Genomic DNA, 17,497 nt, shown 5'->3' on the forward strand with positions numbered 1-17,497 from the left:
CGACGTTTCAAACTCTAGCCGATCCCCGCTCCGAAAAGCGAATCCAGCCGCAATCCAATAAAACGTGCACGCCGAATACGCACCGAGCCGCGACAGGTCGCGACCCAGCCCGAACCGGGAAGTGGTGTTTCAGAGGATTGGCTGCCCCGGGACCGTCCGCGCCGACGCGTGTCCGGTGCTCCCTGCCAGGCAGCTCGAAGAACATTAGACCTCTCGGGAGGCCGAGTCAAGCGCGGGTTCCCGCTCCTCGGGGGCCTCCTCGGCGGTCTCGTCGGCCGGCAGCTGGAACGCCAGGACGGCCACGTCGTCGTCGTGCTCCGAGGTCACGCCCATCGCCCGGAGCAGGCGGGCGCAGATCACCTCGGGTGCGCCGATCGCGCCGGTGAGGGTGCGGGCGAGGAGGTCGAGGCCCTGGTCGATGTCCTCGTCGCGGCGTTCGACGAGGCCGTCCGTATAGAGGACGCCGGTCGTCCCGGGCAGGAGGCGCAGCGTGTGCGAGACGTGCAGGCCGCCGCCGGTGCCGAGGGGCGGGCCGTTCTGTTCCTCGCTGCGCAGGATGGTTCCGTCGGGGCAGCGCAGGAGCATCGGGAGGTGGCCGGCGGAGGCGTAGGAGAGGGTGTGGCGCCGCGGGTCCCAGACGGCGTAGGTGCAGGTGGCGATCTGGTTGGCGTCGATCTCCATGGCGAGGCCGTCGAGCAGGCGCATCACCTCGTGCGGCGGGAGGTCGAGGCGGGCGTACGCGCGGACGGCGGTGCGCAGCTGGCCCATCACGGCGGCGGCGCGCAGGCCGCGGCCCATCACGTCGCCGATGACGAGCGCGGTGCGTCCGCCGCCGACGGCGATGACGTCGTACCAGTCGCCGCCGACCGCCGCCTCGGCGCCGCCGGGCTGGTAGGTGGCGGCGACGCGGAGGTCCGCGGGCTGGTCGAGTTTCTGTGGGAGCAGGCTGCGCTGGAGGGTGACGGCGGCCTCGCGCTGGCGGCGTTCGGCCTCGCGGAGCCGGGCGGCGGCGAGGACCTGGTCGGTGACCTCGGCGGCGAAGATGAGGACGCCGGTGGGCGGGCCGTCGGTCGGGGTGTCGCGGGTGTCGCGGGTGTCGCCGGTGCCGAGCGGGACGCAGGAGACGTTGTAGTAGCGGTTGCCGGTGAGGCCGAGGATGCAGCGCGCCTTGACGCTGCGGGGCCGGCCGCCGCGGATGACCTGGTCCATGAGCGGCAGGACGCCGAGGGTGCCGAGTTCGGGCAGGGCCTCGCACGCGGGCAGGCCGGTGGGGCGGTCGCCGAAGAGTTCGCGGTAGGCGCGGTTGGCGTAGGCGAGCTGGTGCAGCGGGCCGTAGGTGACGGCGACGGGGGCGGGGATGCGGTTGAGGACCTCGCGCAGGTGCTGGGGTTTGTGCGGGTCGAGGAGTTCGGCCGCGGTGGCGAGGCTGGTCGGGTCGCGCGGGCCGGGGACCACGACGTCGCCGGAGGGCACGCCGTCCTCCGTGCCGACCGCGGTCTGCGGGGCGGCACGCCAGGGGACTCCGGTGAGCCGGGCGCTCCAGCGCATGAGGTTCAAACGACGGCCGCTTCCTCGGTTTCCAGTCATATCATCACTTTTTGTGTGCACATCAACACACGGGGTAATGACTCGGTTGAGGCTGATCCTGTCAGGCGGAGGCCCGATTCCGGAAGTCGCGCGTGTCCGGCGTGGCCGTCCGGTCGGTCACGCCGGGGCGTCCGGCCCGTGCTCGGGGCGCGGTCCGAACCCCGCCTCGAACTCAGAACGCGGGTGTTCCGGCGTTCCGAGCGACACCACTTCCCGGGAGAACAGCCCGCCCAGCACCCAGTCCATCAGCACCCGCACCCGTCGGTCCGCGCTCGGCAGCCGGCGCAGGTGTCGGGCGCGGTGCAGCCACCAGGCCCGGCGTCCGGTGAGCCGCCCGCCGCGCCTGGTGCGGGCGACGGCGCGGCGCAGGCCGAGTGAGGTCGAACAGGCGACCGGACCGGGCCGGTACTCGGCGAGGGCGGGCGAGTGCGGGCCGCCGTCCAGGGCGACGGCGATGTTCCGCGCGAGCAGTTCGGCCTGGGCGAAGGCGTGCTGGACGTTGGGCGCGCAGGGGGCGCCGTCCGCGTGCGGGTCGGGCACGGCCGCGCAGTCGCCGGCCGCCCAGACGCCGGGCAGCGCGCGTCCGTCCGGGCCGACGACCTGGAGGGTGGGCAGGCAGCGGACCCGGCCGTCGGTGTCCAGCGGCAGGTCGGTGTCGCGCAGGAGCGGGGACGGGCGGAGCCCGGCCGTCCAGATCAGCGTGCGGGCGGCGAAGCGGCTGCCGTCGGAGAGCGCGACGACCTGGCCGGCCGCGGACTCCAGCGTGGTGCGCAGCCGGATGTCGACGCCGCGTTCGCGCAGCTGTCCGAGGGTGTGCGCGGCGAGTTCGGGCGACTCCTCGGCGAGGATCCGGTCGGTGGCCTCGACCAGCACCCAGCGCAGGTCTTCCGGAGCGACGTTGTGGTAGCCGCGCACCGCGTACCGGGCCATGTCCTCCAGCTCGGCGAGCGCGCCGACGCCCGCGTAGCCGGCGCCGACGAAGACGAAGGTGAGGGCCGACTGGCGCAGGGCGGGGTCGCGGGTGGCGGACGCGAGGTCGAGCTGTTCGAGGACGTGGTTGCGCAGGCCGACCGCCTCGGCGACGGTCGAGAAGCCGAGGCCGTGCTCGGCGAGGCCGGGCACGGGGGCCGTCCGGGAGACCGAGCCGGGCGCCACCACCAGTACGTCGTACGGGAGTTCGAGCGGCGCGGGGGTCTCCCCGGGGGCCGCGGCGTCGGCGAGGGCCCGGCGGCCGGTGTGTTCGATCCGGGTGATCCTGGCGGTGAGCACCCGGCAGTCCGGCAGGGCCCGGCGCAGCGGGACGACCACGTGCCGGGGGTCGATCGAACCGGCCGCCACCTCGGCGAGCAGCGGGTGGTACGTGAGGTAGGCCTGGGGCTCGACGACGGTGATCTCCGCCTCGCCCCGGCGCAGCCGTTCGCGCAGGCCGCGCTGGAGGTGCAGCGCGGTGGCCATCCCGGCGCAGCCGCCTCCGGCGATCAGGATCCTGATGGTGCACCTCCTGACGGTGTCGCGTTCGTGTGGCGTTTTGTCCCGGCCGTCGAGCCGGGGCCGTTCCCCGTTCGGGGGTCCGCCCCCGACGCGCCCCCCTATGAAGGACCGAGGCGTGCCGTCTTGTCCACAGTCCGTACGGGGCTGGATACGGCGCGAGTGGCGGGTGTGGCCAGTTGTGCCGCCAGGGAGACTTTCTGACGCACTTTCGGCTTCGGAGAGCCGTGAACTATGGTCGGATTGTGTGCCGGAGCGGCCACCGCCATGACAATCGGCGGCGACGCACCGTGGAGCGGCCACTACGGCCAGTTCCAGCGTTGGCGCGAGAACCCGACTGCGGGACAGTCATCCGGGGAAGGGTAGTTCCCGGACAAGGCCCCGGGCGGTGCCGACGCACCGAACCGGACGCGTGGACCGGCCCGGTGGCACGACCGTGGTCACCGGAACGGGACGGGCGGCACGAGCAATGGGTCATCAGGTCACTTCTGACGGACTGAGCTGCACCGGGGGGTGCAGGGGCGGGCGACGACAGGGTCCGGGTTCGGACGCCTGCGGGGGAGAGTTGAGATGATGGAGCAGGAACAGGTGTTGGGACGGGCGGGTGCACCGCACGTCGGCCAAGGCACGGTGCCGGAGCAGCGCGGCCCGGTGGAACTGCCGCCGCAGCACGGGGTGTCGGCGGTCTCGTACGCCGGCGTGCCGTACCGGGCGGAGCCCTCGCAGGCCACCGTGCCGGGCGCCCGGCTGCGGGTGGACGCGCGGCGGAACCTGGAGAGCGTGCTGCGCGCCGCCCGGGAGGTGTTCGGCGAGTTCGGGTACGGCGCCCCGATGGAGGAGGTCGCCCGCCGGGCCGGGGTCGGCGTCGGCACGGTGTACCGGCGCTTCCCGAGCAAGGAGGTGCTGGTCCAGCGGATCGCCGCTGAGGAGGTCGCCTGGCTGACCGCACAGGCGCGTGAGTCGCTGTACGGCGGCGGCGGTGCCTGGGAGGCGCTGGCCGGGTACCTGGCACGCGCGGTGGGCACCGGCGCCGGGCGGCTGCTGCCGCCGGAGGCGTTCCGGTACGCGGAGGAGCTGGGCCGGGTGCCCGAACAGCGGCTGTCCGAACACGCCGTCGCGGCCCGGTACGACCTGCAGGGCGACGAGGCGCGGGCGGCGGGCGGGGCGACGGCGGCGGACGCCGATCCGCGGCTGCTGCTCCAGCTGTTGGCCGCCCTGGTGGCCCGGGCGGGCGCGGCGGGCGAACTGCGGCCGGGCGTCACGGTGGCGGACGTCGTCCTGGTGCTGACCGCGTCGGTACCGGTGCACGCGGCGCGGACGGCGGCGGCCGGGGTGCCGGGCGTCGTGGCCGTCGGGCCGCAGGCGGAGGGGCACGCGGTGTCCGGACCGTCGGACCGGCTGCTGCAGATCCTGCTGGACGGCCTGCGGGCGCGCTGACGGCCCGCGGGCGGGTTCGCGTCCACCGGGCCCGGTGACCCGGGGTGCCGCCCGGGGATCCGACCCGCACGGCCGGCTGCCGTGACCGGCAAGGGCGTTGGACGAGGAACCGGCGTGCGAGCACTGGACGCGCGCCGGGTACGGGCGTCGCACAACCGGCTGCCGCGCGCTGGGCGAACACGTCCGCGACGTCCCCTCGGAAGAGTGGGTACCGGCCGGTCCGGCTACCGCCCGTCTCTGCGCTATGCCATCCTTTGCCCGTGGTTGGAGCCAATGTCCCGATGCGCGCCGTTCGAACGCCGTCGGCGCCGTACGACGGGGAACCGTGCACCCACGCACGCCCACGTGCTCTGCCACGCCACAGGGGCTGTCGTGGAGTCTGGGGTCCGTTGTGAGCGCCGAGGAACAGAACGACTACGGATACGGCCTCGACTTCGGCCGCGCTGACGGCCGCTCCGGTCTGCCCGACGGCGTGCCCGGCAATCCGTCCGACGGTCCGTCCGGCGGCCTGCCGGAGGGGTCCGGCGCGTCGTCCTCGGGGCTGCCCGGCGCACCGTCCTCCGGTGTGCCCGGCCAAGTGCCCGGCCAAGTGCCCGGCGGCGCACCGGGATCGGCCGCGAGTCCGGCCACCGGCCACGTCCCCGACCAGGCCGGGATGCCCAGCCGCGAGTCGCTGTCCGCCTCCGCCGCCCTCCCGCCGGGCCGGGTGCCCGGTCAGGCGCCCGCCGGCCGCGGCGGCGTCGCCCCCGAGGCGTTCGTCGTCGGCGGCGGCCGCCCCGCCCGCCCCACGGTGCCCGCCCCCGCCGACCCGGTGGACGGCGAGCGCCCGCCCTCCGACTCCGAGTTGACCGCCCGGGTGCGGTCCGGCGACGACACCGCGTACGAGGAGATCTACCGCCGGCACGCCGACCCCGTCCGCCGCTACGCGCGCACCTGCTGCCGGGACAGCTTCACCGCCGAGGACCTCACCGGCGAGGTGTTCGCCCGCACCCTGCAGGCGCTCAGGGCGGGCAAGGGCCCCGAGTTCGCCGTCCGTGCCTACCTGCTGACCGCCGTACGCAACGTGGCCGCGGCCTGGACCCGCAGCGAGCGGCGCGAGCAACTCGTCGACGACTTCGGCGTGTTCGCCCAGACCTCGGCCGCCGCCGTCGACTTCGACCTGGCCGACCCGGGCGCCGACGCCTGGGCGATGGCCATGGCCGACCAGCGCATGGTCATGCAGGCGTACGCCGAACTCCCCGAGGACGACCGGGTCGTGCTCTGGCACACCGAGGTCGAGCGCGAGTCCCCGAAGACCGTCGCGGTGATGCTCGGCAAGACCGCCAACGCCACTGCCGTCCAGGCCCACCGGGCCCGCGACCGGCTCGCCGCCGCGTTCCTCCAGGCGCACCTCTCCGGCAGCCGGGACAGCGCGTGCGAGGCGTACGCCAACCGGCTCGGCGCGTACGCGCGCGGCTCGCTGCGCAAGCGGGCCTCGGCGGACGTCGGACGGCACCTCAGGGAGTGCGACCGCTGCACCGCGGCCTACCTCGAACTGTCCGAGATCAACATCGGTCTACGCGCGCTGCTGCCCGGTGGGGTGCTCGTCTGGGTCGGGGTCGGCGGGTTCGGTGCCGCCGCGGCCGCGGTGGGCGGTGCCGCCGCGGTCGGTGGCGCCGCGGCCGGGACGGCTGCGGCGACGGCGGGATCGACGGGGTCGGTGGCGGGGTCCACTGCGGGGTCCACCGCGGGGTCCACCGCAGGTGCGACCGGTGCCGGTGCGGCCGGCGCCGGGGGTGCCGCCGGCGGGAGCGGGTCCGGTGTCGGCGCAGTAGCCGGGGAGGCCCTCGGCGCCGCCGCCAAGGCCGGCATCGCCGCTGCCGCCGCGGTGGCCGCGGCCGCCGTCGCCACCTACGCGCTCATCGGCTCGCCCGAGCCCGCGCCGCCGGTCGCGGCGCCCACCGCGACCGCTTCCCCGGCCGCCCCGGCCCCGAAGGTGCCCGCACCCGTGGCGCCGGCACCAGCGTCGAGCAGCGCCACGCCTGCGCCGCCGCCCTTGTCCACGCCCGACCCGGCGACCAGCCCCTCCCCCCAGCCGACGCTGGCGCCGACGCCCACCCCGAGCCCGGCGCGCAAGACCACGCAACCGCCTGCGGCCACCGGCGCGCCGGTCTCGGCGCCCACGCACACCCGTCCGGCCACCACGCCACCCGACGTGCCGACGCCGGCCACGCCGGTCGTGCCGACGCCCGAGGTTCCGCCCGTCCCCACGCCGACCGTTCCCCCGGTGCCGACCCCGACCGTCACCCCGCCGACCCCGCCCGCACGCACCGACTTCTGGGCCGACTCGCTGCCCGTCCGCAAGCCCGGCAGCGACCGGGTGCCGCCGCCCGAGCCGGCCATCCGGCAGAAGGGCAGCGACTGGTTCTGGCAGCGCGGCGGCGCCTGGATCGGCGGCGAGTACCACCCGCACGCCCTCACCGTGCACACCCCCGCCACCACACAGGTCGACCTCGACCGCGCCTGCACGTCCTTCGACGCCGTCGTCGGCGTGGACGACGTGACGGTCTCGCCCGGTGGCGTCGTCTTCTCGGTACAGGGCGGCGACGGCAGCACCCTGTGGCGCTCCCCCGTGCTCGCGGCGGGGGACGACGCGGTGCCGGTGCACGTGCCCCTCGCCGGGCAGACGTCGGTCCGGCTGGTCGTCACGCCGGTGCACGGGATCTGGTCGGCGCTGAACGTGGCCGACTGGGCGCGGGCCCGCTTCAGGTGCGCGTGAAACGGGCCTCGGGGGTTTGACGGCCGAGGCCGTCAGATCGCGCAGGAGCCGTCCGCGCAGGCCTCCCCGGCCGGGGCGACCTGGGCGGGCGCCGGCTTTCGCTCGCCGGTCTCGGCGGCCACCTGCTCCAGAACCTGCCGGAAGGTCTCGGCCTCCTGGCCGCCCTGCACCGCCCACTTGCCCTCGAACACGAACGTCGGGACGGCGGTGATGCCCAGCTCCCGGGCCTGCGCCAGCTGCGCGCGCACCTCGGCGGTGCCCTCGTCGCCCGCGAGGTAGGCCGTCACGCGCTCGCGGTCCAGGCCCGTCGCCACCGCGATGTCCGTCAGCGCGGCGCGGTCGCCGACGTCGACGCCGTCGGTGAAGTGCGCCCTGAGCAGCGCCTCCTTCAGCCGGCCCTGGGCGGCGGCGCCGTACTCCGTCTCCGCGAGGTGCAGGAGGCGGTGGCCGAGGAAGGTGTTCGCGTGCAGCGCGGCGTCGAAGTCGTACGTGATGCCCTCGGCGCGGCCCAGCTCGGCGACCCGTGCGTCCATGGCGACGGACTGCGGGCCGTAGCGCTCGGCCAGCCACTCGCGGTGCGGGCTCGGCGTCGCCGGAGCGTCCGGGACCAGCTGGTACGGCCGGTAGACCACCTCGACGTCATCCCTGCCCGCGAAACCGTCCAGCGCCTGCTCGAAGCGGCGCTTGCCGATGTAGCACCAGGGGCAGGCGATGTCGGAGTAGATCTCGACCTTCATGACGGGGGCTCCAGGGGTGGGGGGCGTCTGACGAGATAGGTGAACGATGAACCATCTCGGGACATTCCCGGCGCCTTCGGGCCCAGGGCTGTCAGCCCTGGGCCCTCAGCCCTGGGGCGGTGCGGGCACCACCAGGACCGGGCAGGCGGCGTGGTGGACGGCGGCCGTGCTCACCGAACCGAGGAGCAGGCGGTTGAAGCCGCCGTTGCCGCGGGTGCCGACGACGAGGGTGTGCTGGCGGGTGGACGCCTCCAGCAGCACCTCGATCACGTTCCCGAGCACCACGTGCAGCGACAGCCCCCCGGCGTACGGGCGCGAACGCTGCTGCTGCACGGCGGCGACGGACCGGCGCAGTCCGTCCGCCATGCTCTCCACCAGCGTCTCCACGCTCTCCTGCACCAGCTCCGCCATCCCGGGCGGGTAGCCGGCCGGCGCCGGATTGACCACGGCGAGGACGTACAGCGGCAACCCGAACAGCTCCGCCTCCGTCATCCCCCGGTCCAGCGCCCACAGCGACCCGTCCGACCCGTCACACGCCGCCAGCACCCCCGGCGGCCGCCCCGCCGGTGGCCGCCCGAGCACCGACAACACCACCGGAACCGGCTCCTCCCGACTCACCCCGACCACGACCGCCTCCTCACACCCGGACCCGGACCCCATGCAACCCCGCCATCATCACTCGCCCCTCGCAGGAGCTCTCTGAGCCGCGCGGCGCGGGGCGGCGAGATGGGCCGCACGCCGGGGCGGCGGCAAGGACAGGCGGACGCCGGGCCGAGGGGGCAAGCGGACCGGGCCGTGCTCCCGCGGGCGGCGGGGTGGGTGGACGTGGGGTCATGGGGTGAGGGCGGAGCGGGTGGGGCGGGGGAGGCCGGTCCAGCAGGCACCGTGGCGGCGGGCGCGGAGGCGGCGGAGCCAGAGTTCGGTGGAGACCAGGTCGGCGAGGCCGGCCAGGGCCTGGGGGGAGCGGAGGGTGGCGGGGTCGGTGAGGCCGGCGCGGACGGCGGGGAGGTCGATGAGGCCGGCTTCGGCGAGGAGGGGTGCGTCGAAGAGTTCGGCGAGGCCGTCGGCGGCGAGGCGCAGGCCCGCGCGGGCGGGGGCGGTGCGGTCGGGGCGGGGGCCGCGGCCCCAGTCGGGCGGGAGGTCGGTGCGGCCGGCGCCGGTGAGGACGGCGTGCAGGAGGGCGTGCCGGGCACCGGGCTGGAGGCGGACGTCGTCGGGGAGGAGGCGGGCGGCGCGGACCACCTGGTTGTCCAGGAAGGGTGCGTGGAGGCGCTGGCCGGGCTGTTCGGCTGCGTGGACGAGCGTGCGGAAGGAGCGCGCGTGCCGATGAAGGGCGTGCCGGGCCCGTCGCGCGCCTGGATGTTCCTCGGGCGCTGGTCTGCGCGCCGCCACGCGGAGCCGCAGCGCGACCGCGGAGAGCGCGTCGTCGGAGAGCCAGCGGGCGGCCGGCCCCGGGACGCACCAGGCGAGGTCGCCGGCCGAGCGGTGGCCCGCCGTACCGCCGCCGTCCGGGACGTGGCGGGCCGTCAACTTCGCCGCGGCGTCGTCGAGCGCCTCCGCGTAACGGATCCGGGAGAGCCGGTGGGCGGCCCGGACGACGGTGAGCGGGGTGCGCAGCGCGCCCGTGAGGACGCCGGCGGCGGCGCGGTCGACGCCCGCCAACGCGGCGACCGGGGGCAGGAGTTCGCGGGACCGGCCGGCCCGGATGAGGTCGGCGAGCCGGGCGGGGTGGCCGTCGAGGACCTGGCGGGCGCCGTAGCCGGTGAGGTGGTCGGTGCCGCCGGCGTCGAAGCGGGCCTCGGCGCGGGCGGCGGCGACGAGTTCGGGGCCGGGCTCGTCGGTGAGCCGTCCGGACTGCGGGTCGGTGCGCAGGCTCGCGTACGGGAGGGCGTCGGGGCCGGGGTCGAGCACGGTGTGCCGCAGCCGGGGGGTGTCGGGGGCGAGCGCGAGGGTCGCCGGGGGTTCGGTCTCGCCGAGCGTGACGGCGGCCAACCGCTCGGGGGCTGCGGGCCCCTGGAGGGCGGTACGGGCCCAGGAGCCCTTGACCGCACCGGTCCGCGCGCCGCCCGCCGCCGGAACGGGCTCCCGCGTGCCGGCCGGGGGCGCGGGCGGCAGCGGCACCGCGGCGGCGAGCAGCGCGACGGTCGCGGACGCGGTGCCGTACGACAGGTCGACGCCGAGCCGGGCGCGTCCGCTGCCGGGCGGGGCGGGCACGGCGGTGCGGACCCGCGAGCGGACGGATTCCAGCAGGGCGCGCGTCAGTTCACGGACCGCGGGCGCCTCGCCGCGCGGCTGGTCGGCGCTGCCGCCGGACTCGTCGTAGGTGTCGAGGTACGGCCGGCCGCCGCGGACGGCGAGCACGTGGCCGGGCGGCACCCGCTGGACGCCGAGGTACGGGGTGCCGGTGCCGAGGGCCTCGGGCGACTCCGGGCAGGCGAGCCGGGCGGCGAGGTGGCCGGTGTCGAGGGGCGAGCCGACCAGGTCGGCGAGCGGGAGGGCGGCGGTGGCGTACGCGGTGCCGCCGCACCAGGGGGTGTGGAAGACCGGCTGGGCGCCGGCCAGATCGGTGAGCAGGAGGGTGGAGCGGGTGCCGGTGCGCAGCACGACGGTGTAGCTGCCGGGCCAGGCGGTGAGGTGGCGGACGGCGCCGCCGCGGGCGGCGGCGAGGCCGGCGGCGAGTTCGGCGTCGGTGGCGCCGCAGTGGCCGAGGACGGCGAGCCGGGTGGTGGCGGGGGTGTCCTCGACGGGGTCGGGGGTGGCGAAGCCGGTGCTGACGGCGGTGCGGGCGCCGGGGCGCAGGGTGACGAGGCGGATCTCCTCGGGGCGCCAGTCGCCGACCGCCCAGAGCGGGTTGGGACCGGTCCAGAGGGCGTGCGCGGCGATCGGCGCGACCGTCCCGAGCGCCTCGTGCGCCGGCGCGCCCGTGCGGGGAGCGCCCGTGCTCCAGCCCGTCAGCCACCGCATCGCGCCTCCACCGGACGAGGACCTGCCGCCGTGCGGCACGTCCGCTGGCGGGCAGCCCCGGGCCGGCTCGTGGCGTGCGCCGTGGCGGCTGCCCGGTCCGTTCCGGCGCGCCGTCAGGAGACATCGTGCCACCGGTCGGCGCCGCGGTGACCGGTGTTGGCGGTTCCGGTTGCGCGCCGCGGGAGTTCGGGTCCCGGGCCGCGGTGGCGCGCCCCTCGGGCGGCGGCGCCGCCGGCACCGGTATGCGGCCGGATCCGTTCGGTGGGCGGTGGGCGCCGTCTCCCGCCGGGCGGGCCGGGCCTCCCCCTCCGTGGCCCGGACCGCCCGCGAGGACGCCTTTGTCATGGGCATCGCGAGATGGCCGAAAGGCGTCGTCCAGTCCGGGAGGGCATCCGCATGCCCTCCCGGACTTCACCGCCACCCGCGGGGATTGAGGCGGCGGCATCCCCCGGCCCGCCGGGTCCTCGACGGCGGGCCGACCCACGACCACCAGCGAATCGCCGCGCCGCCGGTCGGGCCAGGGGGCATGGCCGGGCGCACGTGAACACAGGACCGGAGCACGACGCTCCGGCGCGCGGCACCCCCGACCCGTTCCGGGCGGTCCGGACCTCGCCCCGCGAACCCCCCGTGCAGGGACGCCGGGTGCGCGATCCCGCCATCCGGAATGAGGCCTCTTAACCGTCGGAACGCGTCCGACTACTCTAGGTACAGCAGCTACGGCCCGGTGCCGCCCGGGCCCCGCGCACAAGGCCGCAGGAGGTGCCGCCGCCACCATGACCGTCAGCCCACGAGGACCGAACGAACGGCTCGGCACGCTCCTGTCCCTCGCCCAGATCAGCAACGCGGGGCTGGCCCGCCGGGTCAACGACCTCGGCGCCCAGCGCGGACTGACGCTGCGCTACGACAAGACCTCGGTGGCCCGTTGGGTGGGCAAGGGCATGGTCCCGCAGGGGCCCGTCCCGCACCTGATCGCCACCGCCATCGGCGGCAAGCTCGGCCGGCCCGTCCCGCTGGAGGAGATCGGCCTCGGCGACACCGACCCGGCGCCCGAACTCGGCCTGGCCTTCCCGCGGGACGTCGCCGAGGCGGTCCGCTCGGCCACCGACCTCTGGCGGGTCGACCTCGACCTGCGCCGCGGGCCCGGCGGCGGGCGCTGGAGCGACAGCCTGGCCGGCACCTTCTCGGTCGCCGCCTACGCGACGCCCGTCTCCCGCTGGCTGATCAACCCGGCGGACGGTTCGGTGGCCCGCGACGTGCCGCGCGCCGCGAGCGAGTCGACCCCCTACCGGGTCGGCCACTCGGACGCCGCCAAGCTCCGCGAGGCCGCCCAGGAGGCGCGCCGCTGGGACTCCAAGTACGGCGGCGGGGACTGGCGTTCGTCCATGGTGCCGGAGTGCCTGCGGGTGGAGGCGGCGCCGCTGCTGCTCGCCTCCTACAGCGACGCGGTGGGCCGGGCGCTGTTCGGCGCGACCGCCGAACTCACCAGGCTGGCGGGGTGGATGGCGTTCGACACCGGACAGCACGAGGCCGCCCAGCGCTACTACATCCAGGCCCTGCGCCTCGCCCGGGCCGCCGCCGACGTGCCGCTCGGCGGCTACGTGCTCGCCTCGATGAGCCTGCAGGCCGGCTACCGCGGCTTCGCCGAGGAGGCGGTGGACCTCGCGCAGGCCGCCCTGGAGCGCAACCGGGGCCTCGCCACCGCCCGGACGATGAGCTTCTTCCACCTGGTGGAGGCACGGGCCCAGGCCAAAGCCCGCAATGCCGCGGCGTGTGCGACGGCGCTCGGCGCGGCGGAGAGCGCACTCGAACGAGCGCGCGCCGGTGACCCGGATCCGTCGTGGATCGACTTCTACGCCTACGACCGCCTCGCCGCCGACGCCGCCGAGTGCTTCCGGGACCTCGGAGTGCCCTCCAAGGTGCGGCAGTTCACCCGCGAGGCGCTGGCCAAGCCGACCGAGGGCTTCGTCCGCTCGCACGGACTGCGGCTCGTCGTCTCGGCGATGGCCGAGGCAGAGGCGGGCAACCTGGACGCCGCGGTCGCCGCCGGCGAGCGCGCCGTCGAGGTGGCCGGCCGGATCTCCTCGCAGCGCAGCCGGGAGTACGTGGTCGAGATGCTGCGCCGTCTGGAGCCCTTCCAGGGTGAGCGGCGGGTCCGCGAACTGGCCGAGCGCGCCCGGGCGGTGATCGTCGCCCCGGCGTGAGCCTCCGGCTCGTCCTGGCGCAAGCCCCGCGTGAGCCCCCGGCGCGAATGCCTCGCGCGCGCCGGGGCCACGCACCCTCGACCCCTCCCGCCCGCCGTGGCAACATCGGCGACGAACTCGGCCCCTGCGCCCGGCGGCGGGCAGGGGCCGACCGGGCGGACTGCGAGGAGCGGCAGTGACGTACGACTTCGACGTGCTGGTGGTGGGCGGCGGAATCGTCGGGCTCGGCACGGCGTACGCGCTGACGCGGGCCCGGCCGGGGCTTCGGCTCGCGGTGCTGGAGAAGGAGCCCGGCTTCGCCGCCCACCAGACCGGGCGCAACAGCGGGGTGATCCACAGCGGCGTCTACTACCGGCCCGGCTCGTACAAGGCGCGGTTCGCCGTGGCGGGCGCCGCCGAGCTGGTCGGGTTCTGCCGCGAGCACGGGATCCCGCACGAGGTGACCGGCAAGCTCGTCGTCGCCACCCGCGCCGACGAACTGCCGCGCCTGGCGGCGCTGGCCGAGCGCGGGCGGGCGAACGGCATCCCGGTCACCGAGCTGGACCGGGCCGGGATCGCCCGCTACGAACCGGAGGTCACCGGCCTGGCCGGGCTGCACGTCGCCACCACCGGCATCTGCGACTTCCCGGCCGTCGCCACGACGTACGCCCGGCTGGCCCGGGAGGCCGGCGCGGTGCTGCGGCCGGGCAGCGAGCTGCGGACGGTGGACCGGCGGGCGGACGGGGTGACGGTGCAGACCTCCGCCGGTGAGCTGCGCTGCCGGGTCCTGGTGAACTGCGCCGGGCTGCACAGCGACCGGATCGCCCGGCTGGCGGGCGACGACCCGGGCCTGCGGATCGTGCCGTTCCGCGGCGAGTACTACGAACTCGCCAAGGAGCGAAGGGAGTTGGTGCGCGGCCTGGTCTACCCCGTGCCCGACCCGGCGTTCCCCTTCCTCGGCGTGCACCTCACCCGGGGCATCCACGGGGACATCCACGTCGGCCCGAACGCCGTGCCCGCACTGGCCCGCGAGGGGTACGACTGGCGGACGGTCCGCCCGCGCGACCTGGCCGGGACACTGGCCTTCCCCGGCACCTGGCGGATCCTCCGGCGGCACTGGCGGTACGAGGTGGGCGAACTGCACCGCTCGCTGTCCAAGCGGGCGTTCACCTCCGCCGTCCAGCGGCTGCTGCCCGCGGTGACCGCCGACGACCTGGTACCGACCGCCGCCGGCGTGCGCGCGCAGGCCGTGGCCCGGGACGGCTCGCTGCTGGACGACTTCGCCTTCGCCGGCTTCGACCCGGCCGACCCGCGCTCCCCGCGCCGCCTGGTGCACGTCCTCAACGCCCCCTCCCCCGCCGCGACGGCCTCGCTGCCGATCGGCCGGGAGGTGGCCCGCCGGGTGCTGGCCGCACTGGAGGCGGGTGGATGAACGGCACCGGGAACAGGCACCGGGCGCGGACGGATGAACCACGCCGGGGACGGGCGGATGAGCCGCGTCACACGCCCCGCCGGCCGCCCCTCGCGGCCCCGTAGACTCGGGGGACTGTGACTGCCACCGCCCCCATCCCCCAGCAATCGCCGTCCGCCCGCCTGTCCGCCGCGCCAGCCGGCTACCCCGCGCCGATGTACCCGCACAAGGCGACCGAGGCCCAGCACCGCGAGCGGCGCATCCGCAGCTTCCAGCCGCGCCGGGGGCGGATGACCAACGCCCAGGCGGGCGCGCTGGACCGCAGCTGGGAGACCTACGGCATACCCATCGACGGCAGCCCGCTCGACCTGCACGAGCTGTTCGGCGAACTGCCGGTCACCCTGGAGATCGGCTTCGGCATGGGCGAGACCACCGCCACGATGGCCGCCGCCGACCCGGCGATGGGCATCCTCGCCGCCGACGTCCACACCCCCGGCCACGGCAACCTGCTCGGCCTGCTGGAGCGCGACGGCTCCCGGAACGTCCGGCTCGCCGCCGGAGACGCCGTCATCCTGCTGCGCGACATGCTGCCGGACGCCTCGCTGGCCGGCCTGCGGGTCTACTTCGCCGACCCGTGGCCCAAGCCCAAGCACCACAAGCGCCGGCTGATCCAGCCGTCCTTCCTCGACCTCGTCCTGCCCCGCCTCGCCCCGGGCGCCCTGGTGCACTGCGCCACCGACTGGGAGCCGTACGCCGAACAGATGCTCGCCGTACTGACCGCGGCGCCGGAGCTGGAGAACCTGCACCCCGAGGGTGACGGCACCGGCTGGCTGGAGCCCGCCGACCACCCGGACGGCAGCGTCCCCGGGTACGCGCCGCGGCCCGAGTGGCGGCCGGTCACCAAGTTCGAGCGGGCCGGCATCGCCAAGGGGCACGTGGTCCACGACCTGCTGTTCCGCCGCCGCTGAACCGTCCGGGCCGTTCGAACGGCCCGGCCGCCACGGTCGACGGGCCCGGCGCGACGCGGACGATTCGTCCCGAGTCCTCCCTCCGGGCCCGCACCGTGGCCTACCCTGTGCCGGGTGAGCAGCCCGTCGGGCGGCCGGTTCCGGTCCACCGCCCGGGCCGCCGCCGACGCACCGCAGACGGCTCAGCGCACCGGCGGCACCCGGACGATCCCGGGGCCGCGGAAGCGCCGGGCCCACCGGCTCCTGCCCTGGCCGGGCCCGTCCCCGGCGACTCCCCCACGCAGCCGCTCGCTCGCGCTCTCCTCCCTCACCGCGACCGCCGTGCTCACGCTGGGCGGGTGCGGGGTGCTGATCCTGCAGCTGGTCCGGCGGCAGACCGGCACGACCGGGCTGCTGGTCGGCCTCGGGCTCGCGATGGTGCCGCTGCCGTTCGTGCTCGGCGGCCTGGCCTGGCTCAACCTGACCGCCCGGGTGCCGCTGCGGCACGCCGTGTTCTGCCTCGGCTGGGGCGCGTGCGCCGCGACCACCGTCGCGATCCTCGCCAACAACTGGACCAGCAGCCACCTCGCCGCCCACCAGGGCCCGCTCGGCGAGCTGCTGGGCGCCGGTGTCGTCACCCCGGTGATCGAGGAGACCGCCAAGGGCGCCGCACTGCTCGTCCTCCTGCTACCGCTCGGCCGGCGCCTCCGCTGCCGCGGCCTGCGGGACGGGCGCCCCTGCGCGCCGCTGCTGCGCCGTCCGCCGAGCCCCTGCAGCCCCCGGCCGTACGCGCGCCGGGCCCCCGCGCCGCACGCCCGGAAGCAGCTGGGGCCGCGCCCGCGCCTGCGCCCCCTGCCGTACCTGCGGCCCGCCCCGCCGTCCGGCGGCTCGGCCGGACAGGGCCGGACCCCGCGGTCCCGGCCGCGCACGCTGGCCGCCGGGGTGGTCCTCGGCGGGATGGCCGCGTGCGGGTTCGCGTTCACCGAGAACGCCCTCTACCTCGGCCGCGCCTTCACCAGCGACCAGCAGCAGCGGCTGGACAGCATCGGCCTCGGCGAGCAGCCCAGCCTGCGCGACTTCGACAGCACCGTGCAGACCTTCGTCCTGCGCGGCCTGCTCTCCCCGTTCGCCCACCCGCTGTTCACCGCGCTGACCGGTCTCGGCGTGGCGCTCGCGCTCACCACCCGCCGCCGCTGGCTGGCCCGGACCGCCGCGCCGGTCGGGCTGCTGCTGGCGATGGCCCTGCACGGCGTCTGGAACGCCGCCGCCGACCTCGGCACGCACGGGTTCCTGTTGGTGTACGGGGTGCTGATGGTGCCCTGCTTCGGCGCGCTGGTCGGCTTCGCCGCCTGGGCCAGATCCCGGAGCGTCCGGCACGCGGCGCGGGGCCGGAAACGCTCCGCGGAGCTGCGGTGAAGAACGGATTTCCCATCCGGGCGACTTCCACGTATTGTTGTGTTCACCGACGCGGGGTGGAGCAGCTCGGTAGCTCGCTGGGCTCATAACCCAGAGGTCGCAGGTTCAAATCCTGTCCCCGCTACTCAGTAGCCGAAAGGCCCGGAGGATCCGTCCTCCGGGCCTTTCGCGTTTCCCGACCAGGCGCGGCCGTGGTGCCGGAGCCGGAAACCGGCAGGCTCAGCGCAGGGGAGACCGAGCAGCAGGCCGAGGAGGCACTGGCCCCGGCGGCCCGAACGGCGCTCAGGTCCACGAGTCGACCAAGGGTCGAATAATCCGTTGCCCTCCCGTCGGAGTGCTGCCTACAGTGGCCACACACTGAAAGGAGGTGATCCTGAGTTGAGTACCATCAGGATGCGTGAGGTGGCTGCTCGCTAGAGCCGCCCCTGCCTGCGCAGGGTGGAGCCCTGAGGCTCCCGGCAGGCGAAATCCACAGCAGTCACCCGGCCCGTGGGCTCACCGGTACATCCCCGGTGCCTCGGCGCCTGGCCAGTGCACGGGCCGGCGCGGAGGAGCAGCCCACGGGCCGTCTG

Annotated in this window: 10 protein-coding genes, 1 tRNA gene and 1 pseudogene; 7 read left to right on the top strand and 5 right to left on the bottom strand. The window is 76.0% G+C overall.

Going from position 1 to position 17,497, the window contains the following annotated elements:
* Positions 1 to 225 precede the first annotated feature (225 nt).
* Both ACWCXH_RS30050 and ACWCXH_RS30055 read right to left on the bottom strand, forming a co-directional pair.
* Positions 226 to 1,557 (bottom strand): annotated as a pseudogene (locus tag ACWCXH_RS30050) (PP2C family protein-serine/threonine phosphatase); the annotation flags it as partial.
* Between the two features lie 147 nt (positions 1,558 to 1,704).
* On the bottom strand, positions 1,705 to 3,072 hold the full coding sequence (locus tag ACWCXH_RS30055; RefSeq protein ID WP_449804689.1) for an NAD(P)/FAD-dependent oxidoreductase: 1,368 nt from the start codon (positions 3,070 to 3,072) through the stop codon (positions 1,705 to 1,707).
* Positions 3,073 to 3,645: 573 nt separating this feature from the next.
* On the opposite strand from ACWCXH_RS30055, the gene ACWCXH_RS30060 reads away from it, so the two are divergent.
* Both ACWCXH_RS30060 and ACWCXH_RS30065 read left to right on the top strand, forming a co-directional pair.
* Complete coding sequence (locus ACWCXH_RS30060) at positions 3,646 to 4,512, top strand: TetR/AcrR family transcriptional regulator (RefSeq protein WP_449804629.1); 867 nt, start codon at positions 3,646 to 3,648, stop codon at positions 4,510 to 4,512.
* 391 nt (positions 4,513 to 4,903) lie between these two features.
* The gene (locus ACWCXH_RS30065) at positions 4,904 to 7,270 is read left to right on the top strand and encodes a sigma-70 family RNA polymerase sigma factor (protein ID WP_449804630.1); all 2,367 of its coding nucleotides are present in this window, start codon (positions 4,904 to 4,906) and stop codon (positions 7,268 to 7,270) included.
* 32 nt (positions 7,271 to 7,302) lie between these two features.
* Here ACWCXH_RS30065 and ACWCXH_RS30070 read toward each other — a convergent pair whose 3' ends face one another.
* The 3 genes from ACWCXH_RS30070 to ACWCXH_RS30080 form a co-directional block, all read right to left on the bottom strand.
* Positions 7,303 to 8,007 (bottom strand): DsbA family oxidoreductase, encoded by a 705-nt coding sequence (locus ACWCXH_RS30070; protein WP_449804631.1) that lies wholly within the window; start codon positions 8,005 to 8,007, stop codon positions 7,303 to 7,305.
* A 105-nt stretch (positions 8,008 to 8,112) separates the two neighbouring features.
* Entirely contained in the window at positions 8,113 to 8,634 is a 522-nt protein-coding gene (locus ACWCXH_RS30075) for a universal stress protein (RefSeq protein WP_449804632.1), read from the bottom strand.
* Between the two features lie 204 nt (positions 8,635 to 8,838).
* A complete protein-coding gene (locus ACWCXH_RS30080) occupies positions 8,839 to 10,971 on the bottom strand; it encodes an asparagine synthase-related protein (RefSeq protein ID WP_449804633.1) in 2,133 nt (710 codons plus the stop codon).
* Between the two features lie 773 nt (positions 10,972 to 11,744).
* On the opposite strand from ACWCXH_RS30080, the gene ACWCXH_RS30085 reads away from it, so the two are divergent.
* The 5 genes from ACWCXH_RS30085 (at position 11,745) to ACWCXH_RS30105 (ending at position 17,049) form a co-directional block, all read left to right on the top strand.
* The gene (locus tag ACWCXH_RS30085) at positions 11,745 to 13,172 is read left to right on the top strand and encodes an MFS transporter (protein WP_449804634.1); all 1,428 of its coding nucleotides are present in this window, start codon (positions 11,745 to 11,747) and stop codon (positions 13,170 to 13,172) included.
* A 175-nt stretch (positions 13,173 to 13,347) separates the two neighbouring features.
* Positions 13,348 to 14,583 (top strand): L-2-hydroxyglutarate oxidase, encoded by a 1,236-nt coding sequence (gene lhgO / locus ACWCXH_RS30090; protein ID WP_449804635.1) that lies wholly within the window; start codon positions 13,348 to 13,350, stop codon positions 14,581 to 14,583.
* A gap of 116 nt (positions 14,584 to 14,699) precedes the next feature.
* Positions 14,700 to 15,530: a tRNA (guanosine(46)-N7)-methyltransferase TrmB gene (trmB, locus tag ACWCXH_RS30095; protein WP_449804636.1), complete on the top strand. Its 831-nt coding sequence runs from the start codon at positions 14,700 to 14,702 to the stop codon at positions 15,528 to 15,530.
* A 114-nt stretch (positions 15,531 to 15,644) separates the two neighbouring features.
* Positions 15,645 to 16,925 (top strand): PrsW family intramembrane metalloprotease, encoded by a 1,281-nt coding sequence (locus tag ACWCXH_RS30100; RefSeq protein WP_449804637.1) that lies wholly within the window; start codon positions 15,645 to 15,647, stop codon positions 16,923 to 16,925.
* A gap of 50 nt (positions 16,926 to 16,975) precedes the next feature.
* A tRNA-Met gene (locus ACWCXH_RS30105) sits at positions 16,976 to 17,049 on the top strand.
* The last annotated feature ends 448 nt before the right edge of the window (positions 17,050 to 17,497 follow it).

It is taken from the genome of Kitasatospora sp. NPDC001660 (assembly GCF_053596725.1).

Excerpts from the sequence above, each read along its gene's own strand:
- ACWCXH_RS30060 (WP_449804629.1), top strand. The coding sequence starts at position 3,646 with ATGATGGAGCAGGAACAGGTGTTGGGACGGGCGGGTGCACCGCACGTC.
- ACWCXH_RS30070 (WP_449804631.1), bottom strand. The coding sequence starts at position 8,007 with ATGAAGGTCGAGATCTACTCCGACATCGCCTGCCCCTGGTGCTACATC.
- ACWCXH_RS30080 (WP_449804633.1), bottom strand. The coding sequence starts at position 10,971 with ATGCGGTGGCTGACGGGCTGGAGCACGGGCGCTCCCCGCACGGGCGCG.
- ACWCXH_RS30085 (WP_449804634.1), top strand. The coding sequence starts at position 11,745 with ATGACCGTCAGCCCACGAGGACCGAACGAACGGCTCGGCACGCTCCTG.